Here is a 20,267-nt window from a genome sequence, read left to right on the forward strand (position 1 = left end):
ATCAAACCCGGTCCCGGCGCGTCGACGCCGGTCGTTTTTTGATTTGTGCAAGGTAGCCCATGAACGCTTTGCGATGGGATGAACGGGCCCAGGACGTCGGGCTGTTTTTTTTGCGGGTCAGCGCTGGCTTGTTTTTATTGTGGGTGCACGGCCTGCCAAAGCTGCTTGACTACAGTGCGCAACTGCAAGTCATCGAAGACCCGTTTCACCTGGGTGCGAACGTCACGCTGATGCTGGCGATTTTTGCCGAGGTGTTGTGTCCGTTGCTGATCATAGTCGGGGTATTGGTGCGTCTGGCGTGCCTGCCGATTCTGGCTGTGTTGTTGATCGCGCTGCTGGTTGTGCACCCGCAATGGAGCCTTGATGAAGGGCAGTTCGGCTGGCTGCTGTTGATACTGTTCACCAGCCTTTTTATCGCCGGGCCTGGACGGCTGGCGCTCAATGTCCGACTTGCCGGAGCTTTGCGTTATGCCTGAATCCAATCGTTTCGAAGAAGTCGTGACCCTGGTCATCAAACACCGGATCAAGGCGGGTTTTGAAGTGCCCTACGAAGCCTGGTTGCGCAACATCGTCAGTATCGCCGGGCAGCAAGACGGGCACTTGGGCGTCGATGTGATTCGCGGCAAAAGCGCCGGGCTCGACTTGTACACCTGCGTGTTGCGCTTTTGCTCCACCGAGGTGATGCAGCGCTGGCTCGACTCGCCGCAGCGGCTTGAGTTGGTCAACGAAGCCACGCCGATGCTCGCCGACGGCGACCAGACCGAGGTCAACCCGGTCAACGAGTTCTGGTTCGCGCCGCAGGCTGAAACCAACACGCCCCCGCCGCGCTGGAAGCAGGCCGTGGTGACGTTGTTGGTGATTCTGCCGCACACCTTGCTGGTGCCGCTGATCTGGGGGCCGCTGTTGCAGCTCGACGCCTTCCTCTCGCACTACGTGGTCGCGACGTTCCTGATCACCCTGACCATCGTGGTTTCAGTGGTGTACCTGTTCATGCCGATGGCGACACGCTTGTTCGCGCCCTGGCTTTCTTCTTCCACTCAGCCTAAGGAAACGCGATGAGCGCCGATCTGATTTTATTCAATGGCCAATTTCATACCGTTGACCGGGAAAATCCGCGTGCCAGCGCCGTGGCCATCAGCGACGGTCGCTTCGTCGTGGTCGGCACCGACGCCGAAGCCATGGCCCTGCGCGGTTCGGGTACCCAGGTCATCGACCTCAAGGGCCGCTGCGTCATCCCCGGTCTCAACGACTCGCACCTGCACCTGATCCGTGGCGGTTTGAACTACAACCTCGAACTGCGCTGGGAAGGCGTACCGTCCCTGGCCGATGCCCTGCGCATGCTCAAGGATCAGGCCGACCGTACGCCGACACCGCAGTGGGTGCGGGTGGTCGGTGGCTGGAACGAATTCCAGTTCGCCGAAAAACGCATGCCGACCCTGGAAGAACTCAACCAGGCGGCGCCCGACACGCCGGTGTTCGTGCTGCATTTGTACGACCGCGCCTTGCTCAACCGTGCGGCGTTGCGCGTTGCCGGCTACACCCGCAACACGCCGAACCCGCCGGGTGGCGAGATTGTGCGCGATGCCAACGGTGAGCCGACCGGCATGCTGGTGGCGCGGCCCAACGCGATGATTCTGTACTCGACGCTGGCCAAGGGGCCGAAGTTGCCGCTGGAGTATCAGGTCAACTCGACCCGCCAGTTCATGCGCGAGCTCAACCGTCTCGGCCTGACCAGCGCCATCGATGCCGGCGGTGGTTTCCAGAACTATCCCGACGATTACCAGGTGATCGAACAGCTGGCCAAAGACCAGCTACTGACCATTCGCATCGCCTACAACCTGTTCACTCAGAAGCCCAAGGAAGAGCTCACCGACTTCAAGAATTGGACCAGCAGCGTGACGCTGCACCAGGGTGACGATTACTTGCGCCACAACGGCGCCGGGGAAATGCTGGTGTTCTCGGCGGCGGACTTCGAAGACTTCCTCGAGCCGCGCCCGGACTTGCCACAAACCATGGAAGACGAGCTGGAGCCGGTGGTTCGCCATTTGGTCGAGCAGCGCTGGCCATTCCGTTTGCATGCAACGTATGACGAGTCCATCAGCCGCATGCTCGACGTGTTCGAGAAGGTCAACCGCGATATTCCGTTCAATGGCTTGCCCTGGTTTTTCGACCACGCCGAAACCATCACCCCGCAGAACATCGAGCGGGTGAGGGCGCTGGGTGGCGGGATTGCGATCCAGGACCGCATGGCGTTCCAGGGCGAATATTTCGTCGAGCGCTACGGCAGCAAGGCCGCCGAAGCCACGCCGCCGATCCAGCGCATGCTGGCCGAAGGAGTACCGGTAGGCGCCGGCACCGATGCCACGCGGGTGTCCAGCTACAATCCCTGGACCTCGTTGTACTGGATGGTCAGCGGCCGCACCGTCGGTGGCCTGCAATTGCACAGCGAAGGGCTTTCCCGGCAGACCGCGCTGGAGTTGTTCACCCACGGCAGCGCCTGGTTTTCTTCCGAACAGGGCAAGAAAGGCATGATCAAGGTCGGCCAACTGGCTGACCTGGCGGCGCTGAGCGCGGACTTTTTCAGTGTCGACGAAGAGGCGATCAAGTGGATCGAGTCGGTGTTGACCGTGGTCGGCGGCAAGGTGGTGTACGCCGCCGGTGATTTCGAAAAACTCGGGCCCGCCAGCGTGCCGGTGCTGCCGGACTGGTCTCCGGTGGTCAAAGTGCCGGGTCACTGGCGCCCGACTTCGCCGATGCAGGCCCAGGTTCACCATTGCAACGGGCCGTGCGCGGTGCATTCCCACAGTCATGAACGGGCGCGGTTGTCCAACGCGCCGGTCAGCGATTTCGCCGGTTTCTGGGGCGCCTTTGGCTGCTCGTGTTTTGCCTTCTGACGATCACAACAAAGCGTCGGTCCACTGGGCCGGCACTCCTAGCGATAACTATCCACCGAGGAGTTACCCATGAGCAACGTTCCCTACAAACGCCTGAACAAAGATGACGCCGTTGTGCTGCTGGTCGACCACCAGACCGGCCTGATTTCGCTGGTCCAGGATTTCTCGCCGAATGAATTCAAGAATAACGTGCTGGCCCTGGGCGACGTGGCCAAGTTCTTCAAGCTGCCGACCATCCTGACCACCAGCTTCGAAAACGGCCCGAACGGCCCGATCGTGCCTGAGTTGAAAGAGCAGTTCCCGGATGCGCCGTACATTCCGCGTCCAGGCCAGATCAATGCCTGGGACAACGAAGATTTCGTCAAGGCCGTGAAAGCCACCGGCCGCAAGCAGCTGATCATCGCCGGTGTGGTGACTGATGTTTGCGTGACCTTCCCGACCCTGTCGGCGCTGGCCGAAGGTTTTGAAGTGTTCGTGGTCACCGACGCTTCCGGCACCTTCAACGAAACCGTGCAGCAGGCGGCCTGGGCGCGCATGTCGGCCGCCGGTGCTCAACTGGTGAACTGGTTCTCGGTGGCGTGTGAACTGCAGGGCGACTGGCGCAACGACATGGAAGGCTTGGCCAACCTGCTGTCGCCGCGCATTCCCAACTACCGCAATTTGATGAACAGCTATTCGGTGCTCACCTCCAGGTAAGAGACGATACATCCCCTGTAGGAGCGAGCTTGCTCGCGAAAATCGCCAACGATAACGCGCTGTACCTGGGAGACCAGGGCGTCAGATGGTTTTTCGCGAGCAAGCTCGCTCCTACACACGCTTGTGCAACCACCCCAGAAAACCACCTTTCTTGATCGGCACCGGCTTGGCCAACAACGCCAACCGACTGTTCTGTTGCCGAACCGCCTGTAACTTGTTCAATGCCCGGCCTACTTCAGCGCGCTGTTCCATGCAGTTGCGGGTCAGCGATTTATCGATCCGGTAAATGATGCACGAGGTCAACGTCGTGAACGTCGCCTGCGACGGTGTATCGGCCAGGATGCTCTGTTCGCCCATGACCTCGCTCGGCCCCATCCGGCCGGCTTCAATGTGCCCGCTGCCATCGGGCACGGTCGCGCTGACCACGCCGGTGGCGATGACCATCAGGCTGTCCGGCACTTCGCCCAGTTCCAGCACCACCTGACCGGCCGCGTACTGCTGCGCGACCATGGACCGGGCCATTTGATCGCGTTCATCTTCGCTCAGGGAACGGAAGACTTTCACTTCATCGAGCAATGCCCGGGCGCGGGTCGAAGGTTCAATCACGCCGTCGGGCTGCCGGGAAATGCCCGCCGCTTCCAGGTGTCGATGCGCCAGGTCGAACAGTTGATTGCGCACTTCGCTTTTCTTGCCCAGCTCGGTGATAAAGCCGCTGGCCACGTATTCGGACATGCTTTCGCCGGCTTCCTTGAGCACTGCTTTCGGTGCCGGGTTGAGCAGCAGACTGCTGCTGCCCTGAAGCGTACGATCGAGCGCATCCAGCACCCGACGGGGACGAATGTGGTTGGGCACCTGAATGCTGATCGACACGCCGTGCATATTGCTTGGCCGACTCAAGTTGACGATCTTCGCCTTGGCCGCCACCGAGTTCGGCACCACCGCCGTGCTGCCGGCACTGGTCAGCAGGTGGGTGGCGCGCCAGTCGATGTCCAGCACCTTGCCTTCCACGCCGTCGATCGTTATCCAGTCATCCACCTGGTAGGGCTTGGTGGTGTTGAGCACGATGCCGGAAAATACATCACTCAAGGTGCTTTGCAATGCCAGGCCGACCACGATCGCCACCACCCCGGACGTCGCCAGCAGGCCTTTCACCGGCAGCTCAAGCACATAGCCGGCCGCCGCGACGATGGCGATAAGGAATACCAGTGCGCCGATGACATCCTGGAGCAGGCGACCGCTGTGACCGATACGGCGCATCAGCACCAGGCCGATGACTTCGGTGAGCACCCGCGCGGCGTACAGCCACCAGAGAATCCCCAGCGCCGTGGCGCCCAGTTGGGCCGCGCGGTCGTCGGCAAACAGCGGCGCCTGCAACGGGCTGACGCCAGCGTTGATGATGAGCGCGCTGAAAATCAGAAACAGTGCCAGACGCACTCCGACGCGCATGATCCGATGTTTGAAGGGGGCGATGTGCCAGAGCAGGGCATCGATCACCAGCAGCAGCGCGCTCCAGGACAGCAGGTGAGCAAGGAGGAAGGGCATGGGAAACTCCGGCGGTAATGTGGTGGCTTATCAGGTGGAAGCGCTTTTCGTGGCGAGGGAGTTTGCTCCCGCTTGAGTGCGCAGCACTCACAAAATTTGCATCGGCCAGGACACAGATTAATAGGGTGATGAGAAGGGAAAAAGCGGCTATAAAGTGTATGACTGTCAACCAGGACGTGACAATGAACCCCTTCGAAGACATGCGTATTTTTTGCCAGGTCATGGACTCGGGCAGCTTCACTGCCGCCGCCGATCAATTGGGTCTGTCCAAGCAATTCGTCAGCCGGCGGCTGATGCAGCTCGAAGAGCGCCTTGGCGTGCGCTTGCTCAACCGGTCTACCCGGCGCCTGGACGTCACTCCCCTGGGGCAGAGTTACTACGAATCGGCCTTGCGCCTGCTCGGTGAAGTGGAGCAGGTGGAGCAGGGTATCGCCGGCCAGACCACCGAGCCGCGGGGCACTATTCGCGTGAGTGCGCCATTGTCGTTCGCATTGGCGCACCTGGGCTGTCTGCTGCCGCTGTTCTTGCAGCGTTACCAAGACGTCACGGTGGAAGTGGACTTGAGCGACAGGCCTGTGGACTTGCTCGGTGAGGGCTACGACCTGGCCCTGCGCATCGGCATTCTGGAAGACTCGACGCTGATCGCCCGTCGCATCGCTTCCATCCAGCGCGTGTACTGCGCAAGCCCTGCTTACCTGGCCGAACGCGGCACGCCGCGCAAGCCCGAAGACCTGCACAACCATGACTGCCTGCCCTATGGCCATGGTCGCCAGGTGCAGTGGCGTTTCGCAGGGCAGGGCAAGCCGCTGGCGGTCAACGTCACCGGGCGGATGCGGGTCAACAACGGGGAGTTGCTCAGGGATGCGGCGATTGCCGGGATGGGGATTACCTACTTGCCAACGTTTATTGTCGGTTCGGCGTTGAAGGATGGCAGGCTGGTGCCGGTGCTGGATGACTTTCGCCCGGAGCCGCTGACGTTGTCGGCGGTGTATCCGCAGCATCGCCAGGGGTCGAGGCCGGTGCAGGCGTTGATCGAGTTCTTGCGCGAGCGCCTGGATCGGGCGGACGATATTTTATAGAACAAAGCACTTTCCAATGTGGGAGCGAGACCGGCTTGCCGGCGAAGGCGGAGTGTCTTCCGGCATTGATGTTGTCTGACACTGCGCTTTCGCCGGCAAGCCGGTCTCGCTCCCACAGGGTGCTGCGGGGCTTATGTGATTAGTGTGTGTCAGGACCTTTTATCATCGCCTGGCTCACCACCGACATGCACACCGTGATCGTCGCCAACTTCGCCTGAACGATGAACGCCGTGGTCATCGCCAACTTCTCCTGAACGATGAACCCCATGATCATCACCCCGTTCGGTATGCGTGCCACTGCGACCGGAGGAGGAGGCGGAGTTGCCCGAATGCCCCGAGCCATGGTCGCTGCCGCTGTGGTCGCCGCCGCTGTGACCGCTACCGCTATTGCCGCCACTGCCGCTGCCACCGTGACCACCGCCATTACCGCTTCCACTGCTTCCACCACCACCTCCGTGGCCGCCGCCGCCGCCGCCACCGCCACCGCCGCCGCCGCCGCCGCCGCCGCCACCACCACCCCCCCCACCACCCCCACCACCATCCTTGGCCTGAGCACTCGATACACCGGACAATCCGTCCGGCATCCATACGGTGGACGCAGACAGAACTGCGCCTATAGCCACTGCAAGCAACAGCTTTTTCATGTGCATATCGATCTCCGTCTTGTTGTCGGGTGTATCAGTGAATACTCGAGGCCAATTCGAAAATCGGGATGTACATCAGGATCACGATGACCCCGATCAGCAAGCCGATGAAGGTCATGAGCAAGGGTTCGAACAACCGCACGAACCATTCGATCCAGCGGCTGATTTCTTCGTCGTAGAAGTCGGCGCTGCGTTCCATCATTTGCCCGAGGTTGCCGGACTGTTCGCCGGCGCGCAGCAGGCGCAGGGATACTGGCGTCACCAGGTGATTGAGCTCCAGCGCGGCCGACAGTGATTGTCCTTCGCGCACCCGTTCGCAGGCCTGGTCCAGGCGCGCGCGCGAGGCGACAGTCAGCAGGCCGCGGACCATGCCCATGGCGGTGACGAGGGGGATGCCGCCTTGCAGCAGGATTCCCAGGGAGCGGTAAAAGCGCGCCAGTTCGTACATGAAGATGCGTTGATGGACCGCCGGGAGTTTTTCAATGACCCGGTCCAGGCCCCGGCGAAAAGCCGGTTGGCGCTGGAGGAAGGCGAGAGCGACGATGATCGCCGCCAAGGCGCCGAAGAATTCACCCTGGTGGGCGTGCAGGAACATTCCGCCGCTCATCAGGATCTGCGACAGCCACGGCAGGTTCGAGCCCAGGCCTTCGAACACCAGGCTGAAACGCGGCACCACGTAGCCCATCAGGAACAACACCACGCCGCCGCCCACCACCAGCAACAGCAGGGGGTAGATCGACGCGCTGACGATCTTCTGTCGAACCTCGTCCATGCGCTGGCGATAGCTGACATACCGGCCGAGGGCATCGCCCACGGCGCCGGTTTTTTCACTGGATTGCACCAGCGCGACATAGAGCGGCGGGAACACTGCCGACAATTGCCCAAGGGCCTGGGAGAACGACTTGCCTTCATACAGCAGGCGTACCAGTTCGCTCAAGGTCTTGCGGGCCTGGGGCGCATGCTCTTTTTCCGCCAGGCTTTCCAGCGCATCGATCAACGGCAGGCCGGCATTGAGCAAGGTGGTCAGTTCCTGGCTGAACAGCACCAGGTTGAACGTCTCGCGCTTGTGCAGGCGCAATGCCCGCCAATGCCGTTCGACGTGCAGGCTCACCACCCGCAAGCCCTGGTCTTCGACGATGCGCCGGGCTTCGCTGTGGCCGGGGGCCTCGACTGTCATCGAGACCACGCCAGCCTTGCCCACGGCCTTGAGGTGAAAGCGCATGTTCGTCCCTCGTCATTGCCAGCTGGTGACTTCGGCGTTTTCGCCTTCGCCGCCGGGTTGGCCGTCCTTGCCCATGGACAGCAGGTCGTACTCGCCGTTCTCGCCGGGGTGGCGGTAGGTGTAGTTACGGCCCCACGGATCCTGCGGCAGTTTTTTCTGCAAATAAGGACCGGTCCAGCGGGTCTCATCGCTCGGCGCGGTGACCAGCGCCTGCAAACCCTGTTCGGTTGACGGGTAATGGCCGACCTCCAGCCGGTACAGATCCAGGGCCTTGCCCAGGCCCTCGATTTGCGCCTTGGCCACCTTCACTTCGGAACGCCCCAGCTGGGCGAAATACTTCGGCGCGACGATGCCGGCCAACAGCCCGAGCACCACCAGCACCACCAACAGTTCGAGCAGGGTGAACCCGCTTTGAGTTCGCGGGGCAGAACACAGACGCTGATTCATGATGACCTCACACAGTGGGCAGAAGGGTCGCCATGACGGCTTATGCAATTGCCATGCTCATGCCCGGACATCCTGCTGCAACCCCCGGATCACGGGCCTTCTCGCTTCCGGCACAGTGCTTGCGTATGGCAGGTGTAAGACCGGCCATTGGGGCAATACCCCCATTTTTCGGGGCCGCTCAGGGGAGGCAGAACAATGAAAACACTCACCATGGGACTGCTCGGGCTGCTGATGCAGCCCGGCGTCGTACAGGCCGATGTGTTCGTGTCCGTGGACGCCAATGGCAGTTACGTTTTGTCCAATGTTCACCGTCCCGGTCGCACCTATGAACGGGTGATTCATGAGCCTGAATCCGCCCAGGTCAGCATTGACCGGCAACCGCAGATGATTGCCCGGCAACCCTATGCCGAGCTGGTCTCCGCAGCGGCCACGGCCAATCATCTGCCGGCGGCGCTGTTGCATGCCGTGATCCAGACCGAGTCCAGCTACAACTCCGGCGCCACCTCACCCAAGGGCGCCGGCGGGCTGATGCAACTGATGCCCGACACCGCCCGGGAAATGGGTGTGACCGATGTCTACGACCCCAAGGCCAATATCCAGGGCGGCGCCCGTTATCTCAAGCGCCTGATGACCCTCTTCGACAATGACATCAGCCTCGCCGTGGCGGCCTACAACGCCGGGCCGCAAGCGGTGCTCAGCCGTGGCGGGGTGATCCCGCCGTTCGCCGAAACCCAGCGTTATGTGCCGAGCGTATTGCGTCAGTACCGACGCTTGCAGGGCCTGGCCGTGGATGCGCCGTTGTGATTGGGGGATTCCCCATTAGTGGGGTAACGCTTTGAAGATCAAAAGATCGCAGCCTTCGGCAGCTCCTACATTTCGGTCGGTGTACACCCGGTAGGAGCTGCCGGAGGCTGCGATCTTTTGATCTTGGAAGCTAGCCCTCTACCCGGAAAGGGGGAATGGGTGGGGAATATCCCCCGACTGATCAAATGCCATCTGTAACTAACTGATAAACAACAATAATAATTATGGCATGCGGATTGCTCCAAGGGACTTGTCGAGAAATATTCCCTGCGAGCACCCCCCAGCGAGGCCCGTGATCATGACCGGCATACCCCACGCCCAGTCCTTATTCAAATTGCTGCTGTTGGTGGCGTCGATGCTTGGCATCGGGGTGGCCGAAGCGGCGCTGCGCTGCGAACGCAATCTGGTGGCCAACGTCGTGGCACTGGATCAGCCACTGATGTTCAACCGCCTCGGCGCGCAGAACGTCAACGGCATGATGTTCGCCTTGCGCCGCGACGTGGTCGACGACCATGACCGGTCCCTGGCCCAGGGCGGGGCGGCGGTGCCGGGCAAGGTCTCGCTGCGGCCGGACAAGCGTCCGCGGCCGCTGGTGCTGCGCGTCGCGGCGGGGGACTGCCTGACCATCAACCTGCAGAACTTGCTGGCCTACCAGGCCAACCCCGGTTCGCACGATGACGGTGAGGAAGAAGAGGGCGAGGAAGGCGAGGTTGAAATCGGTAACGAAGACAACTTCAAGGTCGACGAGCAGGTCAAGGACCGTCACGTCGGCTTCCAGGTCAACGGCATGCAGGCGGTCAACAGCATTAACGACATTGCGTCCTATACCGGGCGCAACGCCAATACCTTGATTGCTCCAGGTGCCAGCCGTTCCTACACCTTGTACGCCGAGCGCGAAGGCGCATTCGCCGCCAGCAGCCGCGGCGCGACCTTCGGTGGCGAAGGGGATGCGGGCAACGTGGCCAACGGCCTGTTTGGCCAGGTGGTGGTGGTGCCCAAGGGCGGACGTACTTATCGCAATACCGTGACCGAAGAAGAAATGCGCCTGGCCAGCGCCGGCCGCACCCCGGCCGGCCAGCCGATCGTCGACTACCAGGCGCGGTACCCACAGCGCGAGCCGTGGATCCGTGAAGGCAAGGCCGGCACGCCGATCATCAATATGGTCGACGGCAATGAAATCATTTCCAGCGAGAGCGACGCGGTCGTGATGGGCAGCAACGCCGATGGCAGCTTCCCGCCTTCGACCTACCCGCTGGAAGCCATCGGCAAACGCAACCCGGCGATCCCCAATCGCCTGGAGCCGTTCCGCGATTTTGCTTCGCAGTTCCAGGATGAAACCGCCGCGACCCAGGCGTTCCCCGCTTACTGGGCAGACCCGGTGATGGCCCACGTGCTGGAGCCGACCCGCGACTCGTTCATGATCAACTACGGCTCCGGCGGCATGGGGGCCGAAGTGGTGGCCAACCGTTTGGGTGTCGGGCCGATGCACGACTGCCTGTCCTGCGCCTACGAAGAGTTCTTCCTCAGCTCCCACACCGTCGGCGATGTGGCGATGCTGGTGGATGTGCCGGCCAACGCAGGTCTGGAAGGCATTCTTCCTGGTCAAACTCCGCGCGCCGATCAGATCGGGGTCAAGGCGACCATGGCGCTGTATCCGTCCGAGCCGTCCAACGTCAACCACAGTTACATCGGTGACTTCGTCAAATTCCGCAACACCCACAATGGCCACGAGCAGCATATTTTCCACCTGCACGGCCATCAGTGGTTGTTCAACCCCAACGACGACAACTCCGATTATGTGGACGCACAGGGCATCGGCCCGGGCGCCGGCTACACCTATGAAATCGCCAACGGTGGTTCGGGCAACCGCAACCGCGTAGCCGGCGATGCGATCTATCACTGCCACTTCTACCCGCACTTTGCCCAGGGCATGTGGAGCATGTGGCGGGTGCATGACGTGTTCGAAGAAGGCACCCGCCTGGAAGTCTCGCAACAAGGGCAAGACGGTTATCACAGTGAACCTTACGCCCTGCGCAGCGGTAAACCGGCGGCTGGCGCACGGGCCTTGCCCGATGGCGAGATCGTTGCCGGTACACCGATTCCAGCTGTGGTACCGCTACCGGGCAAAGCCATGGCACCGATGCCGGGCAAGGTCGCGGTGGTGCCGAAAATCGGCGAAACCCTGGTGGCCGGTGGCGATGACGATGATGACGAGGAGGATGACGACGGCGAACACCACGGCGGCAGCGGCGGCGCTCAAGCCATCGGTTCCCTGGCCCTGGTGGATCGCAGTGAAGCCAACCGCAATGCCGACGGCAGCCTGAAAAACCCGGGCTACCCGTTCTGGATCGGCGGCATGGAAACGTCGGTCGGCCAACGCCCACCGACCCCACCGCTGGACATGCTCGACGCAGCCAAGGCTCAGTCCTTGAAGACCAGCGGCAACGCCTTGTGGGCCAACCTCGACCCGGCTCAGTCCGGTGGCTGGGACGGCGGCCTGGGGCGCCATTCCCTGGATGGCTTCTCCGCCGGTGGCGAGGCGCACACCATTACCACCTCCCTGGATTTCTCCAAGGAAGTGACCCGTGCCAAACCCATCTACATGCCGGAAGAGGGCACCGAAGTCGAACAGGCGGCCATGGCGTTCCACGCCAAAAAAGACCACCCCAGCTTTGCCGTGCTGCCGGGCAAGCAGGTGGTGGCGCGCAACTTCCGCACCAACGGCGCCTTGCCGATCGCGGGCGCACCCTATTACGAACCGTGCATGGATGACCGGCAAAAACGCTTGACCAGCAGCGCCGGCACCGGCGAGTTCAATAGCGGTGAACGGGTTGACGGCATGTCCTACACCGGTTCTTCGACCTTCACGGCCGACCGTCCACGGGTCTATAAAGCCGCGAACATCCAGTTCGACGCGGTGTACAACAAGGTCGGCTACCACTTCCCGCAAGCACGCATCCTGGCGCTATGGGAAGACGCCTGGCCGGTGATCACCAAGCAGCGCCCACCAGAGCCGCTGGTGATGCGCATGAACACCTTCGACTGCGTGCAGTACCAGCAAACCAACCTGGTGCCGGCCACCTATGAAATGGACGACTATCAGGTGCGCACGCCAACCGACGTGATCGGCCAGCACATCCACCTGCCGAAATGGGACCTGACCGCCGCCGATGGTTCGGCCAACGGCTGGAACTACGAAGACGGCGTGCTTTCCCCAGGTGCCGTGCAGGAACGCATCCACGCCATTCGCCAGTTCAACCAGTGCGCAGGCACCGACCCGCGTGACGGCACACCGGCCTGTCCGAAAGCCAAGGCGCACCCGTTCTTCGGCCAATACGGCCGGGCCGACTGGGTCGGCGCGCGGACGGCGATGCAGCGCTGGTTCGTCGATCCGGTGGTGAACGCCAAAGGTGTCGACCGTGGCCTGGGGACCATTTTTACCCACGACCACTTAGGCCCATCGACTCACCAACAGATTGGTCTGTACGCCACGGTACTGGCCGAACCTGCCGGCTCCACCTGGTTCCATGCCGAAACCGGCGAGCCGTTATACAGCGGTGCGCGGCAGGACGGCGGACCCACTTCGTGGCAAGCGGTGGTGTCCACCGGCGACGTGGACGGCGACGGCAAGAACGACAGCTTCCGTGAGTTCTTCCTTGAGTACAGCGACTTCCAGCACGCCTATGAAGCCGGTGTGTATGTCGGCGCCGGCCCGAATGGCGTGCCCAATCCGCAAGCCTTCCCGGCCACAGCGGACAGCTTCCGCTACGCGATCAACCCGCCGGTGCGCAATAACGCCAGCAACCTGCTGGAAGGGATTGTCGAAGTGCAAGGCGGGCAGGTTCCCGGTTGCCCAAGCCGACCATGCCCACAGGCGATCTCGGTCGATGACCCCGGCATGTTTGTGGTCAATTACCGCAACGAACCGCTGGCCCTGCGGGTGTACGACCCGAACAAGGTCGGCCCGGACGGCAAGCGCGGCATGCAGGCCAACGGCCTCGGCGGCGACCTGGCGTATGCCATGCAAAGCCGTACCGACCGTGCGATCCCGGCGATGAACCTGGCGCCGAACCTGGTCACCGCGGCTACCGGCCCCACCGGCGGCACCACGCTGTTCCCGCCACACATCAACCGTGGCGGCGCGGAGCCGGGTGACCCGTTCACCCCGATGCTGCGCACCTACACCGGTGACAACGTGCGGCTGCGGGTGCATGCCGGCGGTCACGAAGAAGAGCACAACGTGACCCTGCACGGCGTGAAATGGCTGCAGAGCGGTTCCGGGTTCGGCAACAGCTCCAACTCGGGCTGGCGCTCGTCGCAGATGGTCGGGATTTCCGAGCAGTTGGGCTTCAATGCACCGGTGTCGATGATGTCCAGCTCGGCCGCGACCACGGGTGACTACCTGTACTCGATGGACGCCTCCCTGGAAGGTTACTGGAGCGGGATCTGGGGCGTGATGCGCAACTACACGGCCCAGCGCAGTGATCTGTTCGCGCTGCCGAACAACCCGAAACCGGCCGGTATGCGCAACACGGTAGCGTTCGATGGCATCTGTCCACGGTACGGTGCCAACCCGAATGGCATCGGTACCCGGCCGACCGTGCAACGCAACTATGAAGTGGTCGCGGCGCTGGCCAACGACATTCTGCGCAACCCGCTGAACCTGGCCATCGGCGATCCGGCCGGGCTCGGGCAACACGTCGGCGGGCCGTTGAATCCGGCGGGCGGCACCCTGGTGTTCAACTCTCGGACCGTGAGCATTCCACAGGTTACCGTGACCGATCCCGAAGACGGTGAGACCTTCACCATCGGCGGGCAAAGCGGGCCGCTGCATGACCCGACGGCGATCCTGTATGTGCGCAAGGGCGACCTCGACCCGATCACCGGCAAGCTCAAGCCCGGCGTGTCTGTCGAACCGCTGGTACTGCGCGCGGCGGCCGGTGATTGCATCAACATCACCCTGGAAAACCGTCTGCCCCTGATCATGCCGGACCTGACCCAGACCGCGGTGATGCAAGGCATGGTCAAGCGCGATCGCAACAGCGGCCTGGGCGTGACCACCTTCAGCAACAACCTGATGCGGCCGTCGAGCCACGTTGGCCTGCACGCGCAACTGTTGGCGTACGACATCACCAAGTCCGACGGCGCCAACGTCGGCGCCAACCCGATCCAGACCGTGCCACCGCGGGTGGGCACTGTTGGCGCATACCCGACGCGTACCTATCAGTACTACGCCGGGCACCTGGAACGTGAGGGCAAGCCGATCACGCAACTGGGCCGCAATGTCGACAACATCAACGCCACGGCGGTGGAGTTCGGCGGGTTGAATTTCACCCCGGCGGACGTCATCAAACAGCCGCAGAAAGGCTTGGGCGGGGCGATGAGCATTCTGCCGATCGGGGCGACCTGGGTTGACGATGCGCGCAAAGTGACGGCCACGGTCACCGCACCGGGGCAAACCACCTACCGCGATTTTGCGATGGTCTGGCAGAAAGCCCTGAACATCCGCTGGGCCAGCGGCCGGCCGGTGGAAGGCATTGCCGCCGAAGGCCTGGGTGTGCCGACCGATCCGCAGGACAACTCGAGCATGGCCATCAACTACAGGGCCGAGCCGCTGTGGTTCCGCTTCGGGTTGGCACCGGATGCGCCATTCGGGCATGCCGATGGCCATGGTTATGGTGATGTGCCCAATGCGCACATGGCCTACAGCAACGCGCTGGTGGGAGGCGATCCGCAAACGCCGGTGCTGTACGTGAAGCCGGGGCAACCGTTCCGCACCCACATCATGATGCCCACCGGTGGCAGCCGCGGTACGACCTTCCAGCTTGACGGTCACGTCTGGTCGGTCAACCCGTTCCAGTCGGAGAAGAGCGATCCCGGCGGTTACCCGATGAGTACACCAGGGGTGGGATCGGTGCGGTTCGGCTACAACCCGATGTCGATGTACATCGGCGCCCGCGAAAGCATCCTGCCGGCGGCGCACTTCAGCTTCATGCACCCGAGCGCCGGGGGCAGCAATGCGATACCGGGCGACTACCTGTTCCGTGACTACGGCGCCTACGGCAACACCGCCGGGCTTTGGGGATTGCTGCGGGTAACCAACGAACCAGAACCGGCACCGGCCCCGTAGGAGAACGATATGAACAGGACCATCATAGTCGCCATTTGGGCGCTGCTTGTAGGGTTGGCGCTGATCTGGCTGGGCGTATGGCGAGCGTGGCAGCCGGTGATGCTCAGCGAGGCGGCGGTGCCGAAGACCTGGAGCAAAAACACGCTGGTGCGTGATGGGGTGACGGTGGCGTTTGAGGTGAAACCGCTGGCCGGGAACGGTGTGCTGCGCGAGGGTGAGTTCGCCGACGTGCGCTTTCGGGTCACTGACAGCGCGTCGGGTCAGCCACTGTCGGGCGTCGCCCCTGGTGCCTGGCTCGATCCGGAAGCCGTCGCCGCCGACCAGGCCCAGGGTCGTGAGCAAAGCTGCAAATCCCGGGTCGGGGTATTCCTGAAATCGAGCATCGGTGCACGGCCGCTGCTCGACCTGAACAGCTACTTCCTGCTGGTGATGAACCGCGATGCCAGCGTCTCGGTGGTCGACCCTTCGGTATCGGTGGGCGGGATCACCAGCACCATGGCCCGGATCGATATCAAGCAGCCGCCGATGGACTGGGTGACGCCCCGTGACAACAAGCGCGTATTCGTGTCGATGCCCACTGCCGGGGAAGTGGCGGTGATCGACAGCGAGCAATTCAAGTTGATCGACTCGGTAGCCGCCGGCAGCAACCCGGTGCGGTTGGCGTTGCAGCCGGACGAACGCCTGCTGTGGGTCGGCAACAACGCCAGGACCGCCGAGGAATCCGGGGTCACGGTGATCGACACCCAAAGCCTCAAGGTCCTCAAACACCTGGCCACCGGTGCCGGGCATCACGAAATCACGTTCAGCAAGGACAGCCGTCATGCCTTCGTCACCAACCGCGACGACGGCACGTTGAGCATCATCGACATTGCCAGCCTGACCATCAGCAAACAATTGAAGACCGGTTCGCACCCGTTATCGGTCGCGTACTCGTCGCTGTCCCAGGCGGTGTATGTCAGCGACGGCAAGGACGGCACAGTGACCGTGGTCGATAGCGCCAGCCTGGCGGTGCGGCGGGTAATCAAGTTGCAGCAGGGCCTGGGCCCGATGGGATTCAGCGCCGACGGACGTTTCGGCATCGTGCTCAACACCCTGGAGAACCAGGCCGCGGTGATCGACGCCGCCACCGATTCGTTGATCCATGAGCTGGAGGTGTCCGCCGAACCCTATCAAGTGGTGTTCACCAAGGCCTATGCCTACATTCGCGGACTGGCCTCGGCCAAGGTGACGATGATCAACCTGTCGTCCCTGGGTGAAGGCCGCAAGCCGATCAGCCAGGGTTTCGAGGCGGGGCCGCAGGCACCGCGCCTGGCCGGTGACTTGCCGCTGGCGTCGAGCCTGGCGGTGTCGCGGGACGACAACGCGGTGTTCGTGGTCAATCCGGTGGACAACACCACTTACTTCTATGCTGAAGGCATGAATGCGCCGATGTCCGGTTACCCCAATCGCGGCCAAGTGGCCCGTGCGGCGCTGGTCATCGACCGCAGCCTGCGCGAAGTGGAGCCGGGGTTGTACAGCGCACGGATCAAACTGCCGGACGCCGGGCGGTTTGACGTGGCCTTCCTGCTCAACCAGCCGAACATCATCCATTGCTTCACGGCGTTGGTCGAGCCGGACAAAACCCTCGACCATCACCCGGGCATGCCGAAGGTGGAGTTCATGCTCGACAAGGCAACGGCGGCACTCGGCAGTCCTTACGTGGTGCGCTTTCGCATCGTGCAGGGCAAACAGAAGGTCCAGCGCAGTGGCGTGAAGGACGTTCAGGTGCGCTACTTCCGCGCCCCGACGTCACGCGCTCAGGAGGTCGCTGCCCTGGAGGTGGGCAACGGAATTTATGAAGCGCCGGTGACCCTCGACCAGAACGGCGCCTGGTACCTGCACGTGCGCGCAGCCTCCCTGGGCGCGAGTTTCGACGACAAGACGTTTGCCAGCGTTCGGGTCCTGCCCGGCGATGCCCACTAAGAGGAAACTGACATGAACCGATTCGCACACCGTGGACTGTTGACGTTCTGCCTGTTGGCCGCGGGTATCGCTCAGGCCCTGGCCCACTCGGCGGATGAGCACGCCGGCCACGAAATGCCGGCCCAAAGCGCCAGCTCGGAAAGCGCCCAGGTCAAGTTCGCCGACGTGGCCCTGGTGGACCAGAACGGTAAGGCAGTGCGTCTGGAAAAGGACCTGGTGACCGACAAGATCGTGGTCATGAGCTTCATCTACACCAGTTGCACCACGGTCTGCCCGGTGGTGTCCTCGATCATGGCCAAGGTGCAGAAACAGCTCGGCGCCCGGGTCGGCACCGAAGTGCAGTTGGTCTCCATCAGTATCGATCCGCAGCGAGATGACGCCAAACGCCTGAACGACTACGCCCGCACCTTCCAGAACGGTCCGGGCTGGAGCTGGCTCACGGGAAGTGCGCAGTCGGTCAACGATACCCTCAAGGGCCTCGGCAGCTTCAGCGGCGATTTCAAAAACCATCAGCCATTGATCCTGGTGGGTGACGGCAATAGCCGCAACTGGACTCGTTACTACGGTTTCACCGACCCGGCCGTGTTAAGCCGAGAAGTGGAAAAACTCAGCGGCCAGCGCAACACGCGTACCAAGCACACCGCCATTGCCATGGAGCGTCACCCATGAAAGCGCTCGCCTTGATTCTCCTGACGATGGGCTTTTGCGTAAGCAGCGATAGGGCGTTCTCCCACGAAGGGCACGCGAGCGCCGCGCCTGCGGTGGCCGCTGCGCAACCGGCTGGCGGCACGCGCGATGCGCAGACCTGGTTCACCGACACGCCGCTGCTGGACCAGAACGGCAACACCCTGCGCTTCTACAGCGACGCGTTGCAGAACCGTGTGGTGCTGCTCAACGTGATTTTCACCAGCTGCAACGATGCCTGCCCGCTGATCACCCGCAAACTCAAGGAGGTTCGCGAGGTGCTGGGTGACAAGGCCGATGGCATCACCTTTATCTCCCTTACCAGTGATCCGCTGCGGGACACCCCGGCGGTACTCAAGGCTTACACCTTGAAGCAGGGCGTCGATGGGCCCCACTGGCTTTTTCTTACCGGTGACAAGGCGCAGATCGACCTTGTATTGAGCCGCATCGGCCAGATCCTGCCGAGCCCCGAGCAGCATTCCACCCAGTTGATCGTCGGGGACGTGGCCAACAAGCGCTGGAGCAAGATCCGTCCCGATGCCCCGGCCGCCGCCATTGCCCAGCGCTTGCAGTTGCTGACAATGCCCGTGGCCGGTCGTTGAGCCCGCGCCATGAAGACCTCACTCATCCTCGGCCTGCTACTGCTCGGCGGCATCAGCCTCGTCGCCCATGGGCAGGCCCTGAGCCCCAGCGAAAGCGCCGGTAAACGGTTGTATCGCGAGGGGGTGTCGGGCAGTGGTGAGCCGGTCATGGCCCGGGTCGGCGCGGCGAATATATTGCTGCCGGCCAGCAGCCTGCCGTGCGCCAACTGCCATGGCACCGACGGCGAGGGGCGACCGGAAGGCGGGGTGCGGCCGCCGGACCTGAGCTGGTCGCGGCTTACCAGCCGCTATGGCCAGCAGCAAATCAATGGCCGTGACTATCCGGCGTACACCGAAGGCCTGTTGGCGCGGGCGATTCAGGAAGGGCGCGATCCCGGCAACAATCGGCTCGATCCGGCGATGCCGCGGTTTGTGTTGTCGATGAATGATCAGCGCAATCTCACGGCCTACCTCAAACGCCTGGCCGATGACCGCGACCCGGGCCTGACCGCCGCCACGCTGTACCTGGGCACGTTGTTGCCACGCGAGGGACCGTTGAGCGAGGAGGGCGCCACGGTGGCCGCGGTGCTCAGGGGCAGCGTGGCGCGCATCAACGAAACGGGCGGGATTCATGGCCGGCAGTTGTACCTGACGATTGTCGACCCGGGTCCGGACCGCGCCAGTGCCGAGCAGGCGCTGGACCAATTGATCGATCAGGAGCAGGTGTTTGCGTTGATCGCGCCCCTGGTCCCGGCACTGGACTCGGACCTGGCTGCACGCCTGGAACGGGCCGGTATCCCGCTGATCGGGCCGCTGTCGCTGCAGGGGACGGCCCAGGCCAGTCGGCAGATTTTCGAGCCGCTGCCGGGTTTGCGTGAACAACTGATCGCCCTGGCCGATTACGCCACCGACAGTTTGCGAGTACTTCAGGGACCGACGCTGATCACCTTTCCGGACGAGCCCGGGCAACGGCTGGCGGCGCAGAACCTCGGCCAGTATCTGCAGGATCACGCCTGGCAAAAAGTCCGGCTGCAAGCCTACGGCCCGGCGCAGGATGAGTTGCCACTGGGCTCGCGCTCGGTGTTCTACCTGGGCAGCGGCGGCGGTTTCAGTCGCCTCGCCGCACGCTTGCAGACCGCGGGGCAGGTGCCTTACCTGTTCGCCGCGTCGAACCAGGTGGCCGGCGATCTGTTGCAAGTGCCCAGCGGTTTTTCCCGGCGGGTGTTTCTGGCCTATCCGTTCGTGCCCACTGACTGGACGCTGGCCGGACGCCTGGCGCTGACCCGAATGCGCGAGCACCAGGGGCTCGGCGGTCAGCACGCGGTGCTGCAAGTCGGCGCGTTCAGTTCGATGCTGCTGTTCAGCGAGGGCATGAAGCAGGCCGGGCGCGATGCCAGCCGCGAGAAGCTCATCAGCGCCCTGGAAGGCCTGCATGACTTCGAGACCGGGCTGACCCCGCGGATCAGCTTCGGTCCGGGGCGCCGCCTGGGCTTGAGCGGCGCGCACATCGTTACCGTCGACCTGCCCGGCCAGCGCTTCTATCTGGTGGCACCCTACAAACCCATTGCCGCCACGCCCTGAC

At 63.0% G+C, this 20,267-nt stretch carries 15 protein-coding genes; 11 read left to right on the plus strand and 4 right to left on the minus strand.

The window, feature by feature from the left end; genetic code table 11:
- Nucleotides 1–59 precede the first annotated feature (59 nt).
- The 4 genes from ACA067_RS11495 to ycaC all read left to right on the plus strand — a co-directional run bounded on the left by ACA067_RS11495 (nucleotide 60) and on the right by ycaC (nucleotide 3,590).
- Nucleotides 60–476 carry a DoxX family protein gene (locus tag ACA067_RS11495; RefSeq protein WP_497461860.1) on the plus strand — a complete coding sequence of 139 codons (417 nt, stop codon included), beginning with the start codon at nucleotides 60–62 and terminating at the stop codon, nucleotides 474–476.
- Entirely contained in the window at nucleotides 469–1,059 is a 591-nt protein-coding gene (locus tag ACA067_RS11500) for an antibiotic biosynthesis monooxygenase (protein ID WP_497461861.1), read from the plus strand. The genes ACA067_RS11495 and ACA067_RS11500 overlap by 8 nt, the downstream gene beginning before the upstream one ends.
- Entirely contained in the window at nucleotides 1,056–2,894 is a 1,839-nt protein-coding gene (locus ACA067_RS11505) for an amidohydrolase (protein ID WP_497461862.1), read from the plus strand. Before ACA067_RS11500 ends, ACA067_RS11505 begins: the two co-directional genes overlap by 4 nt.
- Before the next feature lie 69 nt (nucleotides 2,895–2,963).
- Nucleotides 2,964–3,590 (plus strand): isochorismate family cysteine hydrolase YcaC, encoded by a 627-nt coding sequence (gene ycaC, locus ACA067_RS11510; RefSeq protein WP_497441292.1) that lies wholly within the window; start codon nucleotides 2,964–2,966, stop codon nucleotides 3,588–3,590.
- Between the two features lie 111 nt (nucleotides 3,591–3,701).
- On the opposite strand, the gene ACA067_RS11515 is transcribed toward ycaC, so the two are convergent.
- Complete coding sequence (locus tag ACA067_RS11515; protein WP_497461863.1) at nucleotides 3,702–5,132, minus strand: mechanosensitive ion channel domain-containing protein; 1,431 nt, start codon at nucleotides 5,130–5,132, stop codon at nucleotides 3,702–3,704.
- A gap of 182 nt (nucleotides 5,133–5,314) precedes the next feature.
- On the opposite strand from ACA067_RS11515, the gene ACA067_RS11520 reads away from it, so the two are divergent.
- Complete coding sequence (locus tag ACA067_RS11520) at nucleotides 5,315–6,211, plus strand: LysR family transcriptional regulator (RefSeq protein WP_497461864.1); 897 nt, start codon at nucleotides 5,315–5,317, stop codon at nucleotides 6,209–6,211.
- A 149-nt stretch (nucleotides 6,212–6,360) separates the two neighbouring features.
- On the opposite strand, the gene ACA067_RS11525 is transcribed toward ACA067_RS11520, so the two are convergent.
- Genes ACA067_RS11525 through gspG form a run of 3 tightly spaced genes read right to left on the minus strand, consistent with a single transcriptional unit; the run spans nucleotide 6,361 to nucleotide 8,524 of the window.
- Entirely contained in the window at nucleotides 6,361–6,861 is a 501-nt protein-coding gene (locus ACA067_RS11525; RefSeq protein ID WP_497461865.1) for a hypothetical protein, read from the minus strand.
- Between the two features lie 28 nt (nucleotides 6,862–6,889).
- On the minus strand, nucleotides 6,890–8,077 hold the full coding sequence (locus tag ACA067_RS11530) for a type II secretion system F family protein (RefSeq protein ID WP_497461866.1): 1,188 nt from the start codon (nucleotides 8,075–8,077) through the stop codon (nucleotides 6,890–6,892).
- A 12-nt stretch (nucleotides 8,078–8,089) separates the two neighbouring features.
- Nucleotides 8,090–8,524, minus strand: coding sequence for a type II secretion system major pseudopilin GspG (gene gspG / locus ACA067_RS11535; RefSeq protein WP_339498844.1), 435 nt, complete (start codon nucleotides 8,522–8,524; stop codon nucleotides 8,090–8,092).
- Between the two features lie 195 nt (nucleotides 8,525–8,719).
- Between gspG and ACA067_RS11540 the strand changes: the two genes are divergently transcribed.
- The 6 genes from ACA067_RS11540 to ACA067_RS11565 all read left to right on the plus strand — a co-directional run bounded on the left by ACA067_RS11540 (nucleotide 8,720) and on the right by ACA067_RS11565 (nucleotide 20,266).
- Nucleotides 8,720–9,328 carry a lytic transglycosylase domain-containing protein gene (locus ACA067_RS11540; protein ID WP_497461867.1) on the plus strand — a complete coding sequence of 203 codons (609 nt, stop codon included), beginning with the start codon at nucleotides 8,720–8,722 and terminating at the stop codon, nucleotides 9,326–9,328.
- Between the two features lie 298 nt (nucleotides 9,329–9,626).
- Complete coding sequence (mnxG, locus tag ACA067_RS11545; RefSeq protein WP_497461868.1) at nucleotides 9,627–15,458, plus strand: manganese-oxidizing multicopper oxidase MnxG; 5,832 nt, start codon at nucleotides 9,627–9,629, stop codon at nucleotides 15,456–15,458.
- Between the two features lie 9 nt (nucleotides 15,459–15,467).
- Complete coding sequence (locus ACA067_RS11550; protein ID WP_497461869.1) at nucleotides 15,468–17,420, plus strand: cytochrome D1 domain-containing protein; 1,953 nt, start codon at nucleotides 15,468–15,470, stop codon at nucleotides 17,418–17,420.
- 12 nt (nucleotides 17,421–17,432) lie between these two features.
- A complete protein-coding gene (locus ACA067_RS11555; protein WP_497461870.1) occupies nucleotides 17,433–18,089 on the plus strand; it encodes an SCO family protein in 657 nt (218 codons plus the stop codon).
- Entirely contained in the window at nucleotides 18,086–18,706 is a 621-nt protein-coding gene (locus ACA067_RS11560; protein ID WP_497461871.1) for an SCO family protein, read from the plus strand. The genes ACA067_RS11555 and ACA067_RS11560 overlap by 4 nt, the downstream gene beginning before the upstream one ends.
- 9 nt (nucleotides 18,707–18,715) lie before the next feature.
- Nucleotides 18,716–20,266 (plus strand): cytochrome c/ABC transporter substrate-binding protein, encoded by a 1,551-nt coding sequence (locus ACA067_RS11565; protein ID WP_497461872.1) that lies wholly within the window; start codon nucleotides 18,716–18,718, stop codon nucleotides 20,264–20,266.
- Nucleotide 20,267: the final 1 nt, after the last annotated feature.

This window comes from Pseudomonas sp. LBUM1674 (assembly GCF_059695635.1).